Raw genomic sequence first — 22,570 nt, 5'->3', positions numbered from 1 at the left:
AGCTCAGACGGTACGGCTCAGGGTGCGGGAACGCTCACCAGACAGGGCGGAGGCGATGGCATCACGGGTTTCGCCTGCCAGATCATCCAGATCGGCCTCGCTACGACCTTTCACTGCCACTGGGGCGTGCACGGTGATATGCACTTCGCCGGGAGTCAGCTGCAGGGAGCCGGGGGGCAGTACTTCCCATGTGCCCTGAAGGGTCACCGGCAGCACTGGAAGTTGCAGATCCAGCGCCATGTTGAAGGCGCCTTTCTTGAAGGGCTTGAGTGATCCATCACGACTGCGGGTGCCTTCCGGGAAAAACAGAATGCTGGTACCGGCGGTGATTTCTTCGCGGGCGGCATTTAGCGAAGCCAGTGCGGCGTCGCGGTTACTACGATCAATAAATACATGGCCAAGGGCCGCACAGCTGATGCCGATTACTGGCACATGACGTAACTCTTGCTTCATCACCCAGCGCAGATCCATGCCCAGCCAGCCATACAGTACCCATATATCGAAATGGCTCAGGTGGTTGGCGGTAATCACATAGCTTTGTCCGGGGCGAATATTCTCAAGGCCGTGCAGGTGCACTTTGATGCCGCTTAGAAATAGCCCAAGCCTGGCCCAGGGCACGGCAGTCAGGCGTGCGGTGCGGGCCGGGCCAAGGGCTGGCACGATGAGCAGGCAGAGCAAGCCGAAAAGCGCTGTGGCCAGCAGCATCACAGGCACCAGAAACAGCCAGACATAAACCATGTGCAGCATCCGGACCATCATTGAACTCCCTTTTCAATTCCTGTTAGCGAGCAGGGTTGGCCTGATCGACGGTCATTCCTTTAATCGGTGCGGCTGGCGGATTGGTGTAAAGGTAGCTGCGAGCGGGAAGAAGGTTGTCCGGTCGGCCTGGGCCCCGTAGCTCAATGTAGTCAAAAAATTGCCCCTGATATTCGGGGCGGCTGATGATGCGGCGCAGGCGTTCGAGGGTGAAGTAGGGGGCGTCACGCAGCAGCACGTTAGCCAGCCATGCAGGAATATAGCCACCCGGGTCCAGAACCAACTGGTAGACCACCTGTACTTCATCGTCGCCCAGACGGGTAAGTTGAAAGATGCCCTCCATCTCCGGGAAGCGAACATATTCTGAGTTTGCTGGCAGCAGGGTCGGGCGGTTATCCAGATAGACGGTAACGTTCTCCACGTCAGGCATGACGGTGGTCTCAACCCGGGCCTCAAGGATGGCTTCGCGATCGTTCAGGGGCCATGGTAGCTGGGTGGTAAAGCGCAGATAGCGCTTCAGCGGACCATCACGGTTAAATTCCGTAGCCCCATCAATGAAGTGCAGCCAGCGTGGGTAGCTTGCGTAGTCCTCCAGCAGGGATACCAGAGCGTACTCGTCGGCCAGCTGGATCTTGCTGACGCCACGAAAGGTCTTCAGGCGCGAGTCGTCCTTGTGGCGCATATACACTTGAATGCCATTACGGTCGGTAATCAGCTTCCAGGAAGGGTCCAGTCCCGCATCATCCGTAATATCAGCGCGGGCCAGAACGCTGGCTGCCAGCGCAAGCAGCAGGGCAATCAGGCGAATTGTCATTCCGTTCTCCGCATAAGGGCACGGGCAAGTATAGGCAACGCATCCAACTGTAACAATTGTCTGCCAGGAGGCTTTTGCTGCTGAATGGTTGCCGGGTGTTACACCGTGCTCTGAGCGTCTGCCTCACAGTATGGGAGTGTCTGGCCAGGTTTCGGCGAAGGAGCAGGGCTTGCTGATGTGGTAGCCCTGCGCGTAATTCACCCCTAGCGAGGAAAGTAGCTCCATGACCTCGGCATCTTCGACAAATTCGGCGATGGTTAGCAGGTTGAAAGCACGGGCAACATCTACCAGCGCCTTGATCAGTACCTGGTGCTCGCTGTCGCTGACCAGATTACGGACAAAGGAACCGTCAATTTTGATGTAATCCAGGGGCAGTTTTTTCAGATAATACAGAGAGGAAAACCCTACCCCGAAGTCATCCAGAGCAAAGCGACAGCCTTCGTGGCGCAGCGCATCCATCACCTGAATGGAGGCATCAATATCTGCCAGTGCTGCGGTTTCAGTGATTTCAAAAATCACCGATGCAGGCGGCACCGCAAACTCCTTCAGGCAGCGCCGGACGTGGGGCACCAGATTCGGGTTATTAAAAGAACGTCCGGACAGGTTTACTGCCAGCTGTACCGGGTGATTGGACTTGTGCAGCAGGGCCAGATGTTCGAATACCCGACGAATAACTTGCTCGTCCAGGCGATGGATCATGCCGTTCTGTTCCGCAGCCATAATCAGCTGGGCGGTATGCAGTGGCTTGTTGTCCTCGTCGTGACCGCGCAGCAGAGCCTCATAATGGGTAATGGCGCGGCTTTGCAGGTTTAGAATAGGCTGGTAGTGCATTTCTACGCGCCGCTCATCGAGCAGTTGGCGAATCTGTCGATCCCAGAACATGCGCTCGTGAATACGGGCGCGGTGGATATCATCACCGTCAAACAGGTGCCAGTCATTACGGCCGTGGGCCTTTGCTTGATATAGGGCGATATCCGCGTTGGCCAACAGTTCATCAATGTTCTTACCGTGTTCCGGGCACAGCACCACACCGATACTGGTGGTTACGGCGATATTGATTTCCGCTTCGAGTGGAGGCAACTGGTGTAGCGCTGCGCAGCAGCGTCGCGCGGCATGCTCGACACTGACCCGGTCACCACCATGCAGCAGGATACCGAATTCGTCGCCGCCCAGCCGCGCAATAATGTCGGACTGGCGCAGCTCACCGCGCAGCACTTTGCTTACTTGTTGTAGCAAGCGATCACCTTGATGGTGGCCACTGAGGTCATTAATGTCCTTGAATTGATCCAGATCCAGCAGCATCAGGGCAAAGCCACTGCCGCTGGCAACCATGGCCCGGGCGCGTTCCAGAAAGCCGCGTCGGTTGAGCAGGCCAGTAAGCGGGTCATGCAGGGCCAACCAGCTAAGGTGCTCCTCGGCCAGCCGCTGGTCAGAGATATCCAGGCCAATGCTGACCAGCCGAGCCTCGCCGCCATCATGCAGATGCCAGGGCACATGCCACCAGGCCAGTAGCAGAGGCTCCGCGCCGGGCCGGGTCATGGCACATTCGTGACGGTAGTGGTTGCGTCGGCCGCTGAATAGTTCATTCAACCGAAGCGGCAGATCGGCTGGCGCATCGTGCAGTAGCTCGAGAAAGCGTAATCCACTGGGTATGGCGTCAGGCACCCCGGATAGCCATCGGCCGTGTCGGTTGACTGATAGTAATTCGCCACTCTGATTTTGGGTGAAGACGACGATGTCCGCCGTGTCCTGCAGGAGGCGGCTCAGGTCCTGTTGCTCGGCCAGACTTTTGGCCAGCGAGTCAGCGATGCGTGCAGGTTTTCTGCGCCAATTAAGCAGAGCCATTAAATTTATCCGTCGGATAAGAGTCAGTGTTGACGGATAGTTGAAGCTAGCAGCTGTTATGCTACTGCACAAGCATGAGAAGGCCAGTCAGGATACTTTCCTTCCACAGGGTTGCTGGAGACCGCTGAACGGTCTCCAGCGCAGCTTGCTCAGTCGAGAATATGCACATCATCAGCCTGATCGCCGCGTTCGCTCTGGCGGATGCTGAAGCGTACCTTCTGGCCCTGACGAAGGGTACGGCGGTCACCATTATGCACCGCGCGGAAATGGACAAAAATTTCCTGACCGTCGTCTGACAGGATAAACCCGTAACCCTTGTTGGGGTTGAACCACTTCACCTGCCCCTGAAGCTGGCCGGCTTTCAATGGTCCTGCGGGCATGCGCAGCGGTAGCAGGCCAATCAACGGTAGTAGATACACCGCTAGCGGTATCCACAGCCACAGGGGGGCGGCACTATCAGCACTGATAAAGCTGATGCTCAGGCCGGCAAGATAAAGACATAGCAGCGGGTGGAGGATGGTGCGGCTGTCACTGCGAATAGTTACGTACAGACTGATACCCGCCGCCAGAAGCAGGCCGAATGCGGTCTGCTGAGCGGCTACCAAGGTGCCCGGCGGGTAGAACATCTGTTTGCCGATCAGGGTGATCGGGTCGATTAATAGCCAGATGCCTGCGACAGCAAAAAGCAGGGTAAAGACAAGATGGAATACAGTTAGTAAGCGTTGCATGGAATAAAAACCTCTCAGGTGAAACAAATGGCTGAATACTGCAAAAAGTCCCGTCGGCGCGTCGACCTATGCAAGGGACCATTAGTAGTGGCAATCTCGCGCCTTCACATTGTAGCCAATGTTGCCGTTGCCTGTCTGTGTATGGTGTCAGACCAATGAAGCTGGACTACCCATTTTTGCAGCCGGCCTTTTTTAATGCTCTGGAACAGTGCGGGGCTGCTTCCATGACAACTGGCTGGCAGCCAGTGCATCTGCAGCATGATGATGGCTGGATGCCGCTTTATCTGAAGCAGCACAATCGCGGTGAGTATGTGTTTGATCATGGCTGGGCGCAGGCCTATGCCCAGCATGGGCTGTCCTACTTCCCCCGCTTGGTAACGGCGGTGCCGTTTAGTCCCCTTAGTGGGCCCCGTTGGCGCGGCAATCCCGATGGTGAGTGGATCGTCGAGCAGGTTCGGGCTCTTGCGGAGCAACATGGGGCCTCATCATGGCATGTGCTATTCCCTGACAAGGAAGCGTTGAGTGCATTTCAGGCACTGCCGTTGCCCTTGGCCCAGCGTGAGGCCTGCCATTTTCGTTGGTTTAATCGGCAGTATTCCGACTTTGATGCTTTTCTGGCCGGCCTGACCTCGCGGCGACGCAAGTCGATTCGTCGCGAGCGCAAGCAGATTCAGGATTCGCCAGTGCATATTGAGCAGGCCTGTGGCGAGCAGATTCCGACACACTGGTGGTCCGCGTTTTATCAGTGCTATGCGGATACCTACTTCAAGCGCGGCCAGAGACCCTACCTGAGCGAGGACTTTTTCCAGCAATTGCGGGCCTCGCCCCTGGGTGGTCAGTTGATGCTGGTAATGGCGTTGATGGACGACAAGCCAGTCGCTGCTGCCTTCTACTTGTTTGATCAGCACACCTTGTATGGCCGCTACTGGGGTAGCTTGCTGGATATCGATGGGCTGCATTTTGAGCTGTGTTATTACCGTGGGATTGAGTTTTGCATTGAGCGTGGACTGCAGGAGTTTGATCCGGGGGTGCAAGGAGAGCACAAGATTTTGCGCGGCTTTGAGCCAGTGATCACTCACTCCCTTCACTGGATGCGGGAGCCAGCGTTTCAGCGGGCAGTAACGGACTTCTGCCAGCGTGAGGCACAGATGGTGCGGGCCTATCAGCGCGAAGCGCGCACGTTACTTCCCTATCGCCAGCAGGACGGCTGAGACTCTGTCAGGGGATCAGGCTGCTCGGCTTTGCTGGGCGTCAAAATAAACCAGGGCCATGGTGATCAGGTCTTTCAGGTCACGGGCCGGGTGGCTCGGGTCCTTCGGCCCCAGTTGTGCGGTGACGTCTTCGAAGTCGCCGTCTTCCGGACAGGACAAGTCGACGAAATATTCGATCACCTTGCGGTCCTGCGTGACCAGCGTGCCGGAGTAAACACCTTCGTCGAACACCCCAAGGCAGGGAAACACAGCCTCGCCAAGGGTGACTCCCTGTGCCTGAAACCAGTCCAGCAGGGCCTGCTCGGACTCGCCATGGCGAATCTGGTCAGTTGCAGTCGCGACTGCATCCCAAGCGTTCTGCTCGCTGATTTTGCTGAATTCCATAAAGCGCTCCGCGATCCTTGTGCTGATTGCCATTTTAGTTTGCCCGACCCGGTATCTGGCCAGTGTCCCGGCGACGTCCGGTATCTATCCGCTGACAGACAGAATTTATGCGTATTGGAGCCGTCAGGCAACCTTGCTAGATCCTTGCAGCAATGGTGGCATGGGGCAATCCATCAGGGTGGCAATACCGCGCAGCAGCTCTGCCTCCTGTACCTGAATCATGCCGTCCGCCCGGGCAACATCGGCAAGGCCGTCCAGTAGCGGCCCTTTCAGCAAGGGGGTCAGGTCGCGCAGGTCGGTAAGAGCCTGGTCAAGTAGCTCGATGCGGCACTTTTCTTTGCCCAGCAGTGTGCGGCCGGCGGGCAATAGTGCGCCGGAAGCGCCATGGAATAATTGTCTGGCCTGCTCGTCCTTGGCGCCGGAGGCATGCACCATCAGCGATAGCACCAGCTGGATCTGCGCAGCCACAGCCGAATATTGACGGAAACGGATGGCCGCAGAGCGGCCGGCATTGGTGCGCAGGTGATCAGCAAGGATCCGTGTTAAAACAAATTCAAACAGGGTCAAACGTTTGTCCGCTCGGACCAGGTTTTCCAATTCCTCTAAAAACGCATTGCGCTGGGCGTCTGGTAGCTGCTTCAGCGCCGGAATGGCCAGGTCGGTCAGTGGCAAGCGCAGGCGCGTGCCCAGTGCACTAATCTGAACAGCCAGCTGTTGAACAACCTGTTTTTCCAGATCAGTCAGCGACAGGCTCGCGGTGAGCTGTTCCGGGTTGGAGCGACTGGCGCCTATGGCCAGAGCCAGAACTACCCATCTGGCTGACTCCGGCTGGCGCAGGTTCTGCTTGATCTCTTCCGGGATAGATTGATGCAGGCTTTGGGCGTAGCCCATATGAGCTTGCGCCACGGTGCCAATGGAGCCGGAGATGCCCAGCGCTGCCACGGAGGTTGCCAGCTGGGCCGGTGAATTGCCGGCAAATCCCATAGCTTGCTCTGGCGCCGCCATGCCTGAGCTGTCAGCGGTGCCGCCGTTTTGTCTTTGCCGCACCCGGGCGCGTGCCAGCCAGTCACCGCCCAGCGCTTTCAGACGGTGATCCAGCGGCGGATGAGTGGCCAGAAGGTGCTGAAGATGAAATGGCACTGTGGCGCCGAAGCACATATGGCTCATGTCTTCGCCGTGACTGGAAAGCAGATGGCTGCCGTACTGGTTACGAATCTTGATTAGCGCATTGGCAATGCCGGCCGGATTGCGGGTGAATTGTACCGAGGACGCATCGGCAAGCAGTTCGCGCTGCCGGGAGATGGCAGCTTTGATCAGGCGGCCGAAAAACAGGCCGATGTAGCCGATGACCATCATTGCCAGGCCAAGAATAATCAGAAAGGCAATGCCGGCAGCTTCGTTACGTCCTGAGCGCCGGTTGAAGAATCGAGTCCGGGTGTTGGCATGCAGCAGCAGCTCACCAACCTTGCCAATGGCCAGAATGCCGGCGAGGAGGGCGATCAGGCGCATATTCAGGCGCATGTCAGCATTAAAAATGTGGCTGAATTCATGGGCAATCACGCCTTGCAGCTCTTCTCGGCTGAGCGCATCAAGGGTGCCGCGAGTAACGATCAGTACCGCCTCGGTGGGGCGGTAGCCGGCCACCAGAGCGTTGATGGCCTGCTCATGTTCCATAACAAAGGTGCGCGGCACGGGAATGCCGGAGGCAATCGACATCTCTTCGGTGACATTGCGTAGCTGGCGGTCTTCCCTGCTTGTCGCGTCGGGAAGCACTTCCCGGGCTCCCAGCAGCTCCGCCAGTGCTACCCCGCCGCCCCTTAGCTGCCAGGCCTTACGAGCACTGCCGACCAGAACGATCAGCAAGGTGATGATGACGCTCCACAGCATGGCGGGAGATTGCAGCCACTCACTGAGCGGATAGTGACCGCCACGCATCCACATGGCAGCCAGATACAGGCACAGGCTGACCGCGCTGACTATGGCGAGAATGGCCAGAACGAAGTAACTGGCCAGTAGCCAGGTACGTCGCCGGGCGCGCTCCTGATGCTGAAAGAAATTCATCTATCAACGTGCTCGCGGGCGCGTCAGAAGCTCACTTTTACTGCCTTGCGGGCTTCTGGGTCCTCCAGGTCAAGCTGTTGAGCCCCTTTGAAGTCGCCGAACAGTCCGCCAATAAAGTTGTTGGGGAATTGCTCGCGGTAGGTGTTGTAGTCCATCACCAGATCGTTGAAAGCCTGACGGGCAAAGCCAACCCGATTTTCCGTGCTGGACAGCTCTTCCATGAGTTGAGCGATGGTTTCGTTGGCCTTCAGCTCCGGGTATTGCTCGGATACCGCATAGAGATTGGCCAGCGAGCCTGATAACAGGCCCTCGGCGCGACCCAGCGTGGTCATGGCGCCGGCGTTGTCAGGATTGGCACGGGCACTCTTGCGGGCACTTTCCGCCTGATTGCGTGCTTCAATAACCTGAGTCAGGGTTTCTTTCTCGTGGCCAAGGTAGGCCTTGGCAGATTCCACCAGTGACGGGATCAGGTCGTGACGGCGTTGCAGCTGTACATCGATCTGGGCAAAGCCATTCTTGAAGCGGTTACGCAGCGCGATCAGCTTGTTGTAGACGGCGATCAAATAGATCAGCACCAACAGCAAAAAACCGAGAAATAGCCAGACGCCCATAATGTTTCCCCTTTACCTGATCGCTATGCCTGATGGCAGAAATTATTGTGATCTGCCCGAGCCGTGGGTTGCCGGGCTTTGACCAGACTATAACCAGCCTGACTGCCGCTGTCAGCGCCTCACTAACCGCTGGTCTGGCTGAGGACGCCAAATGGCAGGTAGTGATCCACTAGCAGGGCGGCAAACAACACAAACAGATAGGTAATGGAATAGCCAAAGGTCTTCATTGGCAGGCTTGGATCTTCACTAAAACGCAGACGGGTGGCGTGCAGCAGAAATATCCCGCCAAGCACCACGGCGGCAAACAGATAGATCAGCCCGCTCATGCCTGTCAGGTAGGGAAGCAGCGAAGTCACAGCCAGCAGGATGGTGTAATAGAGCACGGACTGGCGAGTGAACGGAATGCCGTGGGTTACTGGCAACATGGGAATGCCGGCCTTGGCGTATTCGTCCCGGCGGTGAATCGCCAGTGCCCAGAAGTGGGGTGGTGTCCAGACGAAAATAATCAGCACCAATAACCATGCATAGGCATGGGCTTCGCCGGTAACGGCGGTCCAGCCAAGCAACGGCGGTATGGCTCCGGCAAGACCGCCAATAACAATGTTCTGTGGTGTCGCCCGCTTTAGATAGAGGGTGTATATAAACGCGTAGCCAATAAAGCCGAACAGTGTCAGAAAGGCAGTCAGCGGATTAACCAGCCAATACAGCAGAGCCATGGATGCGGCCGCCAGAAAAATTGCAAAGGCCACTGCACGGCGCGTATCCAGCCGACCGGTGACAATGGGTCTGTTCTCGGTGCGTGCCATGATGCCGTCAATTTTCTGGTCCATGATCTGGTTGATCGCGGCAGAGGACATCATCGCCAGAGACATCCCTATAAAGGCGGGCACAAATATTTTAAGCGGCACCATGCCAGCGGGTTCGGTGGCCAGAAACATGCCGGCCACTGCGGTGACCATCAGCAGGGCAACAACGCCTGGTTTGGTCAGCGCCCAGTAGTCGCGCCAGCTAGTACTTTCTGCATTCATGCGTCACGTCCCACTGGAACGCGGATCGCTCGGCCAAATAGCACCAGGCTGACCAGTAGCACCAGAGCAAAGAAGTTATGTGCCACAGCCATCAATAGAGGCACTTTGAAAATAATGTTGCCAAGCCCCAGGCAGATTTGCCAGATCAGCAAGCCGCCAATGGTTAGGGCGAAGTTGCGATAAAAGTGGCAGCGTGCATTGCGCAGGATGCGAATTACCAGCGCTCCGACCACCAATAGCACCAACAGCGCGCCGAAGCGATGCATCACATGGATAGTTGTACGGGCATCGTTGGCCAGCACGCCAAATTCATAATCCGGTTTGTCGTGCTCATGCCCCCAGAAAATAAAGGCGTCACTGAAGTTAATGTGATCCTGCCAGCCCTCTTCGCAGATCGGCAGTTCGGTACAAACCACGGCGGCATAGTTGGCTGTGGTCCACCCTCCCAGAGCGATCTGCAGAACCACCACAGTGATGGCCGCCGCACTGAGGCCGCGCAGCGAGCGTACATCACAGTCGTTGAGAAACTTCGGCCAGTTGTACAGCTTTGCAGCCAGCCAGCAGAGCAGTGTCATGGTGGTAAAGCCGCCTAACAAATGCAGCATGACGATGGTGGGCTGTAGCCCCATGGTGACAGTTAATTTGCCCAGAATGCCCTGGCAAATAACGATTACCAGAAGCAGGTTAGGCAACCACAGAGGCTGGTCCGCAGCGCGACGGTTGCGCCAGGCCAGCACCGTGATAATCAGAATTAGCAGGCCCAGGGAGGAAGCGAAGTAGCGGTGCACCATCTCTGGCACTGTTTTGAATGCTTCCCGATAAGTGCCCGGCTCTGCAGCATTGCGTTCACTGACATAGGAAATTGCTTTGCGCACATCAAGATGGCCATAACAGCCCGGCCAGTCCGGACAGCCAAGCCCCGCATCGGCGAGTCGGGTCCAGGCGCCAAGCATAATAACCACTGCAGTCATTACAATGGTGACCAGGGTCAGGCGGCGTTGCCAGCGTAGAGCAGTATTGGGAGCAGAGTCTTGCATTTTTTGGTTACCCGATCAGTGAGCCTTTGAGGGTGCGTTTCAGGTCGTAAAGAATCTTGTCAGACTCGAGAAGCACGTCCTGTATGTCCTCGTGCGTGGGGTACCACATAAAAATCTGCCCATCCGGGGCAACCAGAAAAATATGATTCGTTGCCTCGCTGGCGCCACTCATGAAAGGCAGCAAGGCATGATTCACTGCATTGGCATCGGCCTGAATCTCAATCATTCCAGCAACATTATCGTCAAGAAAACTGCGCAGCTCTTCGCTTATTTCTGCGGTGTGGGCAATCAGCCTGCGTACTCGCGGTGCATCGGAGCCAAGACCCAGGCGTAGTTGTTTAACCAAATAGTAGAGGCCATTTTTACAGGCGGTGCCGCATTCGCCGGAGGCGATGTAGAGCAGTGTCCACTGGCCGCTTAATTCGCTTGCCTGAAAGCGACTACCGTCGGTATGCATGGGTTTTAAATCTTCGAACTGTACATGCGGCAGTATCAGCGTGCCCTTGTTAGTTCGATCCAGATCTTCCAGGTCAACAAACAGGTGCACAAACGCCATGGTCAGGGCGAAAGGAGCGATGATCAGCAGCATAATCAAAAGGTTTTTATTGCGCTGGGTCATGAGCTTTTGTCCTGTATGTCACTTGTCTGTCGGCGGCGAAAACTGGCGAAGACAAAGAAAATAAATGCAGCAGCTGCCATGGCAAACCACTGCACCGCATAGCCCTGATGGCGCTCCGGTCCCATAACCGGGTCGTGCCAAACCCGGGGTAGTTCGGCGCCGCTCTCAATGTCGCTCTGTTCGGCGACACGTATTTCAAAGGGCGCCAATTCTACTCCAAGAATTCCCGCCAGTGCGTCGATTTCGATTTTCTGCACTCGCAGGGGCCAGGAAGGCGCTGACAGGTCGTCTTCGGCCAGAGTAAAAGTGCGTTCGCTGTATTGATAGGTGAACCCTTCGACGGTGACAGCGCCGTCAATGGGGGGGATGTCTGGTAGCACATTGCGGTCGTCACCACGGGCAATCCAGCCCCGATTGACCAGTACCCAATGCCCGGACTCGCTGTGCAGGGGGGTCAGCACATGGTAGCCAGCCACCCGCTCAAGCACCCGGTTATCGAGCAGCACAACCCGGCTGTTATCAAAGTGACCGCGTACCCTAACGGGGTAGTTGGCTGGAGAGTCCAGTCCCAGCACCTGTGGCAAGGACATTGGTTCGCCGCTGCTGCGCTCTACCTGTTCCTGGGTCCAGCGAGCCTTGGTGTCGGCTCGCTCCAGTTGCCAGAACGCCAGTCGCAGGCAAACAGCCACCACCAAAGCGGTAGCCAGGGTAGCTGCAATCGATGGCTTGAACGGGGGCAGGGCCATTTTTTACCTCTGTCGGCATTGTTTCCGGCGGATACAATCACCCGCTCGACACAGTGCCGGGCTAGAATGGGGCGGCATTCTAGCGGACTCGTCGGCAGAGTGCCTGCTGGACTGGCATTTTGTCGGACGGTTAATCGACGCGGCGGAGGTAGTTATGTTGTGGGTGAAGGTGCTGGCCCTGTTGTTGCTGGCAGCGGCCGTGGTAGCGCTGTTCAGTGGCTTGAACTCAATGGTCCGCGGACAAAGTGCTGATGGGCGCACGGTGCGGGCACTGGCCTGGCGTGTGGGGCTATCCTTGCTGGTGTTCCTGTTTTTGATTCTATCCATGTATATGGGCTGGGTAGAGCCACACGATGTGCGTTATAACGAGCGTTATGGAGTGCCGATTGAGGATGGAGGCACGCAATGAACAGGGAGTTCCTATATGGCTATGGCTGCAGTTCGCTGGTTTGTACTGGGGTTGGCGCTAACCGGTAATGTGCTGGCGGACACTATCCGGGTGCGAGCAGATGTCTGGTATCCGGTTAATGGTGATCCGGCGGCTGTCAGGCCCGGGTTCGGCATTGAGGCCCTCAGGCTTATTTGGGGTGACGCTGGCCACCAGCTTGATTATCAGCTGATGTCCTGGGGGCGAAGCCTGAGTGCCGTTCGCAGCGGCGCTGCAGACTGCGTTATCGGTGCCTACAAGCAAGATGCGCCAGACCTGCGCTTCCCGGCGCAAATGTTGGGGCAGGATGGCGTTGGGGTCTACGTTCGAGCGTCGGATGATTGGGGTTATACCGGTACCGCCTCTCTGGCAGATCGCACAGTTGGTGTGATCGCAGACTACAGCTATGGCAAAAGTCTGGATGATTGGCTGGCAGATACGGCCAATGCTGATCGCATTGAAATCGCCTACGGTGTCGACGCGCTTGAGGGCAATATCCGCAAGCTGCTGGCCGGTCGTGTGGACGTTCTGTTCGAATCGCCAATGGTAATGGCCAGCTCTCTAAGCACGCTTGATCTGGAGCCGTTTGTTCGCCTCGCTGGCGAGGGCAAGCCAGAGACTCCCTTCTATATTGCCTGTTCGGCGAGCAGCTCCGAGGTGCCGCAGTGGCTGGAGCAGTTTGATAGCGGGATGCAGAGGCTGCGCGATAGCGGCCAGTGGCGCAGGCTTTTGGCGGACTATGGCTTGAACGAAGATTGACCGCCTGCGGACCGGGCAGGCTTGGCCAGGTCAGCTCTTGGACGGTGGGTTGAAGGACATGGGGAAGGCGGTGACATTGCTGCCGCTGGCGTCGGTCACCTTGGCAATGCCTTCCTTCTCTACCTCGTCAATGCGAATGATGGCCTGCATGGGGATGAAGGATCGCTGCACACCGGCGAATTCGCCTTTCAGGCGCTCCTCGGATGGGTCCACCACCACTTGGGCGCGCTCGCCAAACAAAAACTCCTCAACCTCAATAAAGCCGTACAGGTCGCTTTGATAAATGCTGGATACGTAGATCTCGTAGATCTTTCCTTGATTGAGAAAGATAACGCGGTATATCTGGCGATTGGCTGACATGATCTGAATGACCTTTATATCCGGTTTAGGCTAAGGGCGCGGAAGAATAGCACAAACCGTTTACGCTGCATCCGGACCAATGCAGTGACCGAAATAGGCAGGAAAGACACCATCAATCGTCTGGACTTTGCCGGGTTGAGTCACTAAAGTTAGCGCCCGATGTGCAGGGTGGGGCGAAATGCCGCACCCGGAAAGGGAAACTTTTGAAATTTCGATCGCAACTGATTGATTATTCAACCTTTCCGGTCACCGAAGACAAGGGTCATCCCCTGACTCGTTCTCGGTGTGTAAAGGACCGGGCAACAGCCGTCCTGCGCCAATCCTGAAACCGCTTTCCATGGCCTTGCGGCCGTAAACATCGTGCGTCCCTAACCGGCGCCGGGGAAAACAGGGAGCCTAAAAGCATGCAGTCAACACTGTTCCGTCGCGTGACCGCCGCGCTGACATTGCTGCTGGTCAGTGGTGTAAGTGTCGCCAGCGACTGGACCGAACGGTCCAACGTCAACCTCCGTCCCGGTGTCACCGACATCAGTCAGGACGTCTTCGGTCTGCACGTTGCAATCCTCTGGGTTGTCTCGGTGATTGGCCTTGCCGTATTCGGTCTGATTATGTACTCCGCCGTGGCCCATCGCCGCAGCAAACGCCCACAGGCCGCGACTTTCCACGAGCACGTCGGTGTGGAAATCGCCTGGACCGTGATCCCGTTCATCATCCTGATCTTTATGGCAGTGCCGGCCACCCGGGTACTGATTGCCATGGATGACAGTGCCGAGTCTGAGCTGACCGTAAAGGTCACCGGCTATCGCTGGAACTGGAGCTATGAGTACCTGACCTATCAGGACGATAACGACGTAGGCGTGTTCTTTTTCTCCAATCTGAAGACCCCGGCAGAGCAGTATCACACGCCCGTGTTAAAGAACGGCCTGTTCCCCTATGGCACTGCAGCGGACCGTTTTGGTGTGGAGCCCGAGGAGAAAGATCACAACTACATGCTGGCCGTAGACAAGCCCCTGATTCTGCCAGCTGGCGTGAAGGTGCGTTTTTTGGTTACCGCTGACGACGTGATTCACTCCTTCTTTATGCCTGACTTTGCTATTAAGAAGGACGCCATTCCTGGTTTCGTTAACGAAGCCTGGACCGTGGTGCCGGAAGATGCCACCGGCATTTACTACGGTCAGTGCGCCGAGCTGTGTGGCAAAAACCACGCCTTCATGCCTATCGAAGTGCATGTTGTAGCCAAGGAAGAGTTCGACACCTGGATTGCGGAAGAGAAAGAAAAAGCTGCCAGCGGTCCAGACCTGACCCCGTTCGCCAATCTGGAAGCGGCCATGGCGCTGGGTAAAGAGAAATACAACGCTGCCTGTGTCCTGTGTCACGGTGCAGAGGGTCAGGGCGGTATCGGTCTGCCGTTCGCTGGCACTGAGCTAATGAACGATTCAGCGCGCATCCAGGAAAACATTGATGTGCTGATTAAAGGTCGGAACGCCATGCCGTCGTTTGCTGCCCAGCTGACGCCGCGTGACATTGCCGCCGTGATCACTTACCAGCGCAATGCGTTTGGTAACGAAACCGGCGATCTGATTCAACCCGCCGACGTCGCGAAGTAAGGGAGGGGAGCCTAATGACTGCCGTAGCAGCACATCACGATCATCATGATGATCACCACCACGCCCCGCATGGCCTGAAGCGTTGGCTGTTCTCCACCAACCATAAGGACATCGGTACTCTGTACCTGTGGTTCAGCTTTGCCATGTTTATGGTGGGCGGCTTTATGGCGCTGGTGATTCGCGCCGAGCTGATGTACCCGGGGATGCAGGTTGTAGATCCTGAGTTCTTCAACCAGATGACCACCGTGCATGGTTTGATAATGGTATTCGGTGCAGTAATGCCGGCTACCGTTGGCCTTGCCAACTGGATGATTCCGCTAATGATCGGCGCGCCGGATATGGCGTTGCCGCGGATGAATAACTGGTCTTTCTGGATTCTGCCGTTTGCTTTCACCATCCTGATCGGCGCCGTGCTGATGAGTGCCTTTGGTGATGGCAACCCCAGCGCGCCGAACTTCGGCTGGACTTTCTATGCCCCACTGTCCACCAAGTATGGCCCGGCATCCACCGATCTGTTTATTCTGTCAGTCCACATGATGGGTATTTCCTCCATCATGGGCGCCATCAACGTCATTGTTACCGTGCTCAACATGCGGGCGCCGGGCATGACCATGATGAAGATGCCGCTGTTCGTCTGGACCTGGCTGATTACTGCGTTCCTGCTGGTTGCTGTTATGCCGGTGCTGGCCGGTGCAGTCACCATGATGCTGACTGATCGTCACTTCGGCACAAGCTTCTTCGATGCCGCTGGTGGTGGTGATCCGGTACTGTTCCAGCACATCTTCTGGTTCTTCGGACACCCCGAGGTGTACATCATGATTCTGCCGAGCTTTGGTATTGTTTCGGCGATCATTCCGACATTCGCTCGCAAGCATCTGTTCGGTTATGCCTCGATGGTATACGCCACCGCCTCGATTGCGCTGCTGTCGTTCGTGGTGTGGGCTCACCATATGTTTACCGTGGGCATGCCGCTGGCCGGCACCCTGTTCTTTATGTACATGACCATGCTGATCTCGGTTCCCACCGGCGTGAAGGTATTTAACTGGGTGGCCACCATGTGGCGCGGCTCGTTGACCTTTGAGCTGCCGATGAAGTGGGCGCTGGCCTTTGTGGTGCTGTTTACTTGTGGCGGTCTGTCCGGTCTGATGCTGGCGCTGACTCCAGTGGACTTCCAGTACCACGATACCTACTTCGTAGTGGCGCACTTCCACTATGTACTGGTATCCGGTGCGATCTTCTCGATCTTTGCAGCGGCCTACTACTGGTTGCCCAAGTGGTCAGGGGTGATGCCGAACACCTTCCTTGGTGAGCTGCATTTCTGGAACAGTCTGCTGTCTGTGAACCTGCTGTTCTTCCCGATGCACTTCGTCGGTCTGGCTGGTATGCCGCGTCGTTATGCGGACTACGCGCTGCAGTTTGCTGATTACAACTGGTGGATTTCCGTCGGTGCATTCTGGTTCGGTATTTCCCAGCTGCTGTTCGTTGCCGTGTGCGTACTGTGCGCGATGAAGAAGGGCAAGAAAGCGGAAGCTGCACCTTGGGAAGGCGCTGAAGGTCTGGAGTGGACTGTGCCTTCGCCTGCACCGTTCCACACCTTTGATACTCCGCCGGTTATCAAATAATCGTCAGGCATCAGATAGGAGCGCACCATGAGCGAACTGAATGATCTGGAACAACGTAACAACCGTGTCCTGCGCAAGCTGGTCATTGGTAGCGTGCTGATGTTCGGTTTTGCTTTCGCTATGGTGCCGCTCTATGACGTGTTGTGCGATATCACCGGGTTGAACGGCAAGACCAGCGACACTGCTGCCAGTGGTGAAGTGCAAATGGACGAGGACCGTCTGGTGACGGTGCAGTTCGTGACCACTTCCAGTGGTGGGATGGTTTGGGATTTTACTCCGCAAGTGCGCAGCGTTAAGGTTCATCCGGGCGAAATTACTCAGGTGAATTTTCAGGTAAAAAACCCTGCCGATCACACCATTATTGGTCAGGCGATTCCTTCCGTATCGCCGGGCTTGGCAGCGCCCCATCTGCTCAAAACCCAGTGCTTCTGTTTTGATAATCAGACCCTGCTGGCCGGTGGCGAAGCAGATATGCCGATGATTTTTTATCTTGATCCGGCTTTGCCGAAACACATCAACACCATCACGCTGTCCTACGCCATGTTCGACGTGACCGAGCGCGTGACGGGGAATAAAGACAAGCTGGCGGCCCGATAAGGTCGTTAGTCAGACAGGAGAAACAAGCTCATGGCGGAAAACAGCAGCAAATACTATGTGCCAGAAAGTAGCCCTTGGCCGCTATTCGGTTCCATTGGTCTGTTTCTGATCGCGATCGGTGCGGCCAACTTTATTCAGCAGAGCACCCAGTTCGGTCAGAACACGCTGCGCGCTGACGGTACCTGGGGCCAGTACGTGCTGATGGCCGGTGTGCTGTGGATGATTGCGACCATGTTTTTCTGGTGGCGAGACACCATCAAGGAATCCTTGACCGGCTTGCATAACGAGCAGCTCAGCGGCTCCTACCGTCAAGGCATGATCTGGTTCATCTTCTCAGAAGTCATGTTCTTTGGCGCCCTGTTTGGCGCGTTGTTCTATGCGCGTTGGCTGATTATTCCGTGGCTTGGCGGTGCGGGTAACAACGCTATGACCCACGAGCTGCTTTGGCCCGGATTTCAGGCCATGTGGCCGCTGACCACCACTCCGGATGGTCGCACCACGCAGGTAATGGGCGCTTGGGGCTTGCCGGCGATCAACACTGCTATCCTGATTGTCAGCTCAATTACCTTGACCATTGCTCACCACGCACTGATTGTCGGTGAGCGCGGCAGACTGATCCTTTTTCAAGGCATCACCATTCTGCTTGGCCTTTTCTTCCTGAGCCTGCAGGTTTACGAGTATTACCATGCTTATCACGAGCTGGGCCTTACTCTGGAAGCAGGCATCTACGGTAGCTTGTTCTTCTTCCTCACCGGTTTCCACGGTATCCACGTCACCATGGGTACTCTGATGCTGATAGTGTGCTTCTTCCGTATTCTGAAAGGGCACTTCACCAAGGAAAACCACTTTGTTTATGAGGCGTCAGCCTGGTACTGGCACTTTGTGGATGTGGTTTGGCTATTCCTTTTCGTGGTGGTCTACTGGCTGTAAAACGCCGGATAAAAAAAGGGGCGATTTATCGCCCCTTTTTTTATTGCTCATTTTCCGAATCGTCTGATAACGGGCTGACTGCCAAAGGGGTGACCTGACTGTTGGCAGGGCTTGTTGCCGGGCTTCTGACAGATTCCGTGCGGCGCTCCTCTGTGGCCAGAGACTGGGCGCTCCAGGCCATGGCGGTAATGGCCAGGAAACTGTTTATAGCGAGCTTGCGGGTCTTGTTCTTCATTGCTGCATCCTCTCATGACCAAGCATGAATGGAGTCTGTGACAGCAATATCAAGCCCGCAGTTTCCTTTACAAGGAAAAATGCCCGTCAGTCGTGGCCAACCACAATCAATCTGATGGCGGCGAGCTGGCAGTGCGCCTGCTGCAGCGATCCCTGCAGGATTTCGCCCAGCTGAATCAAAAACGCCAGCTCCTCCTCGGGAATCGCCGGGTTACGGCGCATCAGATCACGCAGCCGGAGCAGCTCCTGCTGCTGTTCATTCTGCTGGTTAGTGAGCGCTTCCTGTATCAAAGCCTCAACCCGTGACTGGACGATGTCCTCCCCATCGCGCAGTAACTTGTCGAGCACGTCCTTCTGGCTGGCAACGATCTTCCGCGCCAGCGCTTTATCCAGTTTGTGGCACTGCTTGCCAAGAGCCTCATGAGCGATGGTGGCTGACAGATCCTTGCCTCGGGCATCCAGAAGCACACGCATCATGGAGACGGGCAGGAAGCGTTCTGCCTGCAGACTTTTCGGTGCCTGTACTTCAATCCGGTAAAGCCCTTCCAGCAGCAAAGTACCAGCAGGAATACGTTTGTTCTTCAGCAGCGTCACGCAGGCCTTGCCGTGATCATCGCCGAGCACCAGATCAATGGCACCTTCCACCAGCGGATGTTCCCAGGACAGGAAATGCATATCGTCGCGCGCCAGGGCGATGCTGCGCTGATCGGTTACGGTAATGCCGTCATCGGGAAGCCCCGGGAAGCCGGCAATCATCTGCGGGCTGGGCTGCAGAATCCATGCATCACTGGAGTGGTCCTCCTGTTCTACCCCGTAGCGTTCGAACACTTGCTCCATAAAGGTAATCGGTGAGTGCTGGTCTGCCTCTGCCAGCTGGCTTACCAGCGTGGCGGCGCGATCAGGATCAAAAGAGGACAGCTCCAGCAAACGATCACGACCGCTTTCCAGTAGTTCGCGGGCCCGACTACTGGCTTCCCGGGTTTGCTGAATCAGACGTTCGCTCAGTGCGACATCCGCCGGTGCCATTAGCGCCTGCTCCAGCAGCTGCCCGGTTTCCGTACTGATTATTGAGCCGGCGGCATTGGGCTGACTGAATGCATCCATGCCCTCGTGATACCAGCGCAGCAGCACTTGCTGAGCTTGATCGGAAAAGTGGGGAAGGTGAATCTGGATATCCTGTTGCTGACCAATACGATCAAGGCGACCAATCCGTTGCTCAAGTAAATCCGGGTTACGCGGCAGATCGAACAGCACCAGATGGTGGGCGAACTGGAAGTTGCGGCCTTCGCTGCCGATTTCCGAGCACACCAGTGCCTGTGCGCCGTCTTCGCTCTCGGCGAACCATGCTGCGGCACGGTCGCGGGCAATCAGATCCATGTGCTCATGGAACACGCCAACATTAAATCCATGTTTGTAGTTCAGCCAGGCTTGCAGATCGCTGGCGGTTTCACTGCGGGCGCAGATCACCAGTACCTTTTCGCGACGCTGCTGCCGCAAAAACTCCACCAGCCAGCTGGCCCGGCTATCAATCTCGCACCAGCGGTCATCGCTGAACAGGCGCTCGGGGAATAACCGGTCTTCCAGAGTATCGTCCGGTTGCGCGACATAGTCGGACGGGCAGGGCAATGGCACCAGGTTGGCAACACGGGCGGGAAAGCCCTGCACATGCTTGCGGGTATTGCGGAACATCACCCGGCCGGTGCCGCTACGATCAATCAGCTCACGCAGAATCAGCTCGCGATTTTTCTCATCGATGGCCACATCGCTGACATACTCAGCCGCCTGCTCCTTCAGTGATGCAGGCCAGACCGGTTGATCGTGCAGTGCGGCGGCCAGTTCGGCCACCACCCGATAGTGATCCTGCTCTTCGATGAATTGCTCCAGCGACGGGTAGCGATCCGGGTCGAGCAGGCGCAGTCTGGCGTAGTGGCTTTCGCGGCCGAGCTGCTCCGGTGTGGCGGTGAGCAACAGCACGCCGCGCGACGCAAGGGCCAACTGCTCCGCCCGCCGATAGGCCTCGCTGACATGATCTGGCGACCATTCCAGATGGTGTGCTTCATCAATCACCAGTAAATCCCAGCCTGCGGAAACCAGTTCTTCGCTGTTGCACTGCAGCAGGAAGTCGCTGCTGATCAGGACCAACTGCTCGCTCTGGAACGGGTTGGGCATTACCGTTTCGAGCAGCTCATCTTCCTCAGCGCGGGCCGGCATATATTCGTGACGCAGGGACTCCAGGCGGGAGGCATCGAAAATGCTGAAATGCAGGTTGAAGCGCCGCACCATCTCCACAAACCACTGATGTACCAGCGCCGGCGGCACCACGATCAGCACTCGCTCGGCGCGATGGCTGCGTAGCTGCTGATGCAGAATCATGCCGGCTTCGATGGTCTTGCCCAGGCCCACTTCATCGGCCAGTAATACCCGTGGGGCAAAGCGATGACCCACCTCATGGGCAATATGCAGCTGGTGGCCAATCAGATCGACCCGTGGCCCCATCAGGCCACGCACAGGCGAGCGGATCAGTTGGTCCTGCGCCTGCATGGCGGCATAGCGCAGATTGAACCACCCGGAGGTATCCAGCTGCCCGGCGAACAGGCGATCGCTGGCGGTGCGCAAGTCCAGCTGATGGCCGAGCTGGCTTTCCGGCACCAACTGCATGGCAGAGGGATCGTCTTCCGGGCAGGCTTGATAGATCAGTATGCCTTCCACATTGCGCACCCCGGCGACAACAAAACTATCGCCTTTGGCGGTGGTGATAGTGTCGCCGACGGAAAAGGACATGCGCGCCAAAGGCGCATTGTCACGGGCATAGGTGCGTTCTTCTTCACATGCCGGGAAGTAAACCGTAACGAGGCGGTAAGCGAGGTCTTGAATGATACCGAGGCCAAGCTCGGTCTCGGTTTCGCTGAGCCAGCGCTGGCCGAGGGCAAAATCTGTCATGAAAGGCTGCCGGTCTGCCGGTTGGGGCGCGCATTATAGGCGTCCCAACCGATGGGTGCGCCATGACTGGCGCAAAATTCCTGAAAAAACTGCGGATTAACGAATAAATTCCATTAAAGCCTGCCAGCTGGTGCGATCTGCGGCCTCGTCGTAGGCCAGCGGCATGTCGAATTGCTTGCCAACTTCGGTGGCGTCCGGGTTGGTAAAGCCATGCAGCACATTGGGGAAGCTGAACAGCTGCAAATCCACCCCGGCGCTGGACATTTCGGTGACAAACTGACCCACCTGCTGGGCCGGTACCATGGGGTCCGCGCCGCCAGTGGCCACCAGTACACGGGCTTTGACGCTGCCCTCGGTGGCTGGCTTTTTGCTGCCCAGACTACCGTGGAAGCTGGCTACACCGGCCAGATCCGCACCCATGCGTGCCTGATTCAGCACCACCGCACCGCCAAAGCAATAACCGACAGCGTAGATTCGCCCGCTGTCCACATTCTTCTCGGCGGCCAGCACCGCACGGGCCGCATCAAACCGGGCGTTCATTTTTTCCGGCTCGGCGAAGGCGGCTTCCATAAAAGCATTGGCATCCTTGGGGTGGTTTGCCACCTTGCCATGGCCATACATATCCACCGCAATGGCGCTGTAGCCTGCCTCTGCCAACTGACGGGCGCGGTCACGGGCGTAGTCATTCAGGCCCCACCATTCATGCACCACAATTACCCCCGGGCCAGCCTTCTTGCCCTTTGCGGAATACAGCACCGCAGTGCCCAGATTATCCGGCAGGGCCACTTGGCGCTCCTTGACGGCGGCCAGTGAGGGTGCCGATATCAGAAGACACAGCGCAGCGATCCAGTGAGCTAACTTCATGGTGATTTCTCCGGTTGATTGCTATCGACCCATTCCCAACGTAATGGCTCGCCAAAATCGTCATAAATCAGTTGTCGGCGAGGCTTATTATTTCGGCCAGCGGCCTTGCGTTTGATGCTTTTCTGCTGCTTGCGCAGTTCAATCGCTGCCACCACCTCCGGCACGGGTGTGCGTTCTTGCCGCGGCCCGGAACTGAAGTGTGTCGCCGGCGGCGGGCGCAGTGTATCTGCCCGGCCGGACACCCCGGGATTAACGCGATCGATGTGCCCGCCGCGGGCTATAAAGTCCTCGGTCTGGCGGCGCAGTCGTGCGCGTAACTGATCCTTATATACAGAGTGGCTCAAGGCGGCATCCTGCAAAACGGGGTAGTGGCTTTAAAAGCAATCTTGA

Annotated in this window: 23 protein-coding genes; 7 read left to right on the top strand and 16 right to left on the bottom strand. The window is 56.9% G+C overall.

The features are described 5' to 3' along the window. Positions 1–3: 3 nt before the first annotated feature. From J1C54_RS06735 to J1C54_RS16640, 4 genes are all read right to left on the bottom strand, one after another. Entirely contained in the window at positions 4–759 is a 756-nt protein-coding gene (locus J1C54_RS06735) for a 1-acyl-sn-glycerol-3-phosphate acyltransferase (protein ID WP_229146020.1), read from the bottom strand. 22 nt (positions 760–781) lie between these two features. Then, on the bottom strand, positions 782–1,570 hold the full coding sequence (locus J1C54_RS06730; RefSeq protein ID WP_229146019.1) for an START domain-containing protein: 789 nt from the start codon (positions 1,568–1,570) through the stop codon (positions 782–784). Positions 1,571–1,693: 123 nt separating this feature from the next. Beyond that, the gene (locus tag J1C54_RS06725; RefSeq protein ID WP_229146018.1) at positions 1,694–3,415 is read right to left on the bottom strand and encodes a bifunctional diguanylate cyclase/phosphodiesterase; all 1,722 of its coding nucleotides are present in this window, start codon (positions 3,413–3,415) and stop codon (positions 1,694–1,696) included. A gap of 149 nt (positions 3,416–3,564) precedes the next feature. Further along, positions 3,565–4,143, bottom strand: coding sequence for a cold-shock protein (locus J1C54_RS16640; protein ID WP_304504402.1), 579 nt, complete (start codon positions 4,141–4,143; stop codon positions 3,565–3,567). 155 nt (positions 4,144–4,298) lie between these two features. On the opposite strand from J1C54_RS16640, the gene J1C54_RS06715 reads away from it, so the two are divergent. Beyond that, a complete protein-coding gene (locus J1C54_RS06715) occupies positions 4,299–5,354 on the top strand; it encodes a GNAT family N-acetyltransferase (RefSeq protein WP_229146017.1) in 1,056 nt (351 codons plus the stop codon). 15 nt (positions 5,355–5,369) lie between these two features. Here J1C54_RS06715 and J1C54_RS06710 read toward each other — a convergent pair whose 3' ends face one another. From J1C54_RS06710 to J1C54_RS06680, 7 genes are all read right to left on the bottom strand, one after another. Further along, positions 5,370–5,738, bottom strand: coding sequence for a hypothetical protein (locus J1C54_RS06710; protein WP_229146016.1), 369 nt, complete (start codon positions 5,736–5,738; stop codon positions 5,370–5,372). Positions 5,739–5,861: 123 nt separating this feature from the next. Beyond that, positions 5,862–7,799, bottom strand: a complete 1,938-nt coding sequence (locus J1C54_RS06705) for a M48 family metallopeptidase (protein ID WP_229146015.1) — start codon at positions 7,797–7,799, stop codon at positions 5,862–5,864. Positions 7,800–7,822: 23 nt separating this feature from the next. Continuing rightward, positions 7,823–8,410, bottom strand: a complete 588-nt coding sequence (locus J1C54_RS06700) for a LemA family protein (protein WP_229146014.1) — start codon at positions 8,408–8,410, stop codon at positions 7,823–7,825. A gap of 122 nt (positions 8,411–8,532) precedes the next feature. Beyond that, complete coding sequence (cyoE, locus tag J1C54_RS06695) at positions 8,533–9,438, bottom strand: heme o synthase (RefSeq protein WP_229146013.1); 906 nt, start codon at positions 9,436–9,438, stop codon at positions 8,533–8,535. Next, a complete protein-coding gene (locus tag J1C54_RS06690; RefSeq protein WP_229146012.1) occupies positions 9,435–10,475 on the bottom strand; it encodes a heme A synthase in 1,041 nt (346 codons plus the stop codon). The genes cyoE and J1C54_RS06690 overlap by 4 nt, the downstream gene beginning before the upstream one ends. Before the next feature lie 7 nt (positions 10,476–10,482). Beyond that, positions 10,483–11,094, bottom strand: a complete 612-nt coding sequence (locus tag J1C54_RS06685; protein ID WP_229146011.1) for a hypothetical protein — start codon at positions 11,092–11,094, stop codon at positions 10,483–10,485. Next, positions 11,091–11,840, bottom strand: coding sequence for an SURF1 family protein (locus tag J1C54_RS06680; protein ID WP_229146010.1), 750 nt, complete (start codon positions 11,838–11,840; stop codon positions 11,091–11,093). Before J1C54_RS06680 ends, J1C54_RS06685 begins: the two co-directional genes overlap by 4 nt. Positions 11,841–11,994: 154 nt before the next feature. On the opposite strand from J1C54_RS06680, the gene J1C54_RS06675 reads away from it, so the two are divergent. Continuing rightward, positions 11,995–12,249 carry a twin transmembrane helix small protein gene (locus tag J1C54_RS06675; RefSeq protein ID WP_229146009.1) on the top strand — a complete coding sequence of 85 codons (255 nt, stop codon included), beginning with the start codon at positions 11,995–11,997 and terminating at the stop codon, positions 12,247–12,249. Between the two features lie 15 nt (positions 12,250–12,264). After that, on the top strand, positions 12,265–13,026 hold the full coding sequence (locus J1C54_RS06670) for an ABC transporter substrate-binding protein (RefSeq protein ID WP_229146008.1): 762 nt from the start codon (positions 12,265–12,267) through the stop codon (positions 13,024–13,026). Positions 13,027–13,056: 30 nt separating this feature from the next. On the opposite strand, the gene J1C54_RS06665 is transcribed toward J1C54_RS06670, so the two are convergent. Beyond that, on the bottom strand, positions 13,057–13,386 hold the full coding sequence (locus tag J1C54_RS06665; protein WP_229146007.1) for a DUF1820 family protein: 330 nt from the start codon (positions 13,384–13,386) through the stop codon (positions 13,057–13,059). A 404-nt stretch (positions 13,387–13,790) separates the two neighbouring features. Between J1C54_RS06665 and coxB the strand changes: the two genes are divergently transcribed. The 4 genes from coxB to J1C54_RS06645 are packed head-to-tail and all read left to right on the top strand — an operon-like array spanning position 13,791 to position 18,142. Beyond that, complete coding sequence (gene coxB, locus J1C54_RS06660) at positions 13,791–14,993, top strand: cytochrome c oxidase subunit II (RefSeq protein ID WP_229146006.1); 1,203 nt, start codon at positions 13,791–13,793, stop codon at positions 14,991–14,993. Between the two features lie 14 nt (positions 14,994–15,007). After that, the gene (gene ctaD, locus J1C54_RS06655) at positions 15,008–16,615 is read left to right on the top strand and encodes a cytochrome c oxidase subunit I (protein WP_229146005.1); all 1,608 of its coding nucleotides are present in this window, start codon (positions 15,008–15,010) and stop codon (positions 16,613–16,615) included. 27 nt (positions 16,616–16,642) lie between these two features. Then, the gene (locus tag J1C54_RS06650) at positions 16,643–17,212 is read left to right on the top strand and encodes a cytochrome c oxidase assembly protein (RefSeq protein ID WP_229146004.1); all 570 of its coding nucleotides are present in this window, start codon (positions 16,643–16,645) and stop codon (positions 17,210–17,212) included. 30 nt (positions 17,213–17,242) lie between these two features. Then, positions 17,243–18,142 carry a cytochrome c oxidase subunit 3 gene (locus tag J1C54_RS06645; protein WP_229146003.1) on the top strand — a complete coding sequence of 300 codons (900 nt, stop codon included), beginning with the start codon at positions 17,243–17,245 and terminating at the stop codon, positions 18,140–18,142. A gap of 40 nt (positions 18,143–18,182) precedes the next feature. On the opposite strand, the gene J1C54_RS06640 is transcribed toward J1C54_RS06645, so the two are convergent. The 4 genes from J1C54_RS06640 to J1C54_RS06625 form a co-directional block, all read right to left on the bottom strand. After that, positions 18,183–18,377 carry a hypothetical protein gene (locus tag J1C54_RS06640; protein ID WP_229146002.1) on the bottom strand — a complete coding sequence of 65 codons (195 nt, stop codon included), beginning with the start codon at positions 18,375–18,377 and terminating at the stop codon, positions 18,183–18,185. 86 nt (positions 18,378–18,463) lie between these two features. Further along, positions 18,464–21,316 carry an RNA polymerase-associated protein RapA gene (gene rapA, locus J1C54_RS06635; protein WP_229146001.1) on the bottom strand — a complete coding sequence of 951 codons (2,853 nt, stop codon included), beginning with the start codon at positions 21,314–21,316 and terminating at the stop codon, positions 18,464–18,466. 96 nt (positions 21,317–21,412) lie between these two features. Then, positions 21,413–22,180 (bottom strand): dienelactone hydrolase family protein, encoded by a 768-nt coding sequence (locus tag J1C54_RS06630; RefSeq protein WP_229146000.1) that lies wholly within the window; start codon positions 22,178–22,180, stop codon positions 21,413–21,415. After that, positions 22,177–22,524, bottom strand: coding sequence for a hypothetical protein (locus tag J1C54_RS06625; RefSeq protein WP_229145999.1), 348 nt, complete (start codon positions 22,522–22,524; stop codon positions 22,177–22,179). Before J1C54_RS06625 ends, J1C54_RS06630 begins: the two co-directional genes overlap by 4 nt. Positions 22,525–22,570 lie beyond the last annotated feature (46 nt).

The sequence above is a fragment of the Alcanivorax sp. 1008 genome (assembly GCF_020667895.1).
In the GTDB taxonomy this organism is placed as follows: domain Bacteria; phylum Pseudomonadota; class Gammaproteobacteria; order Pseudomonadales; family Alcanivoracaceae; genus PGZG01.
This window is presented reverse-complemented; position numbering and strand designations above follow the sequence as displayed.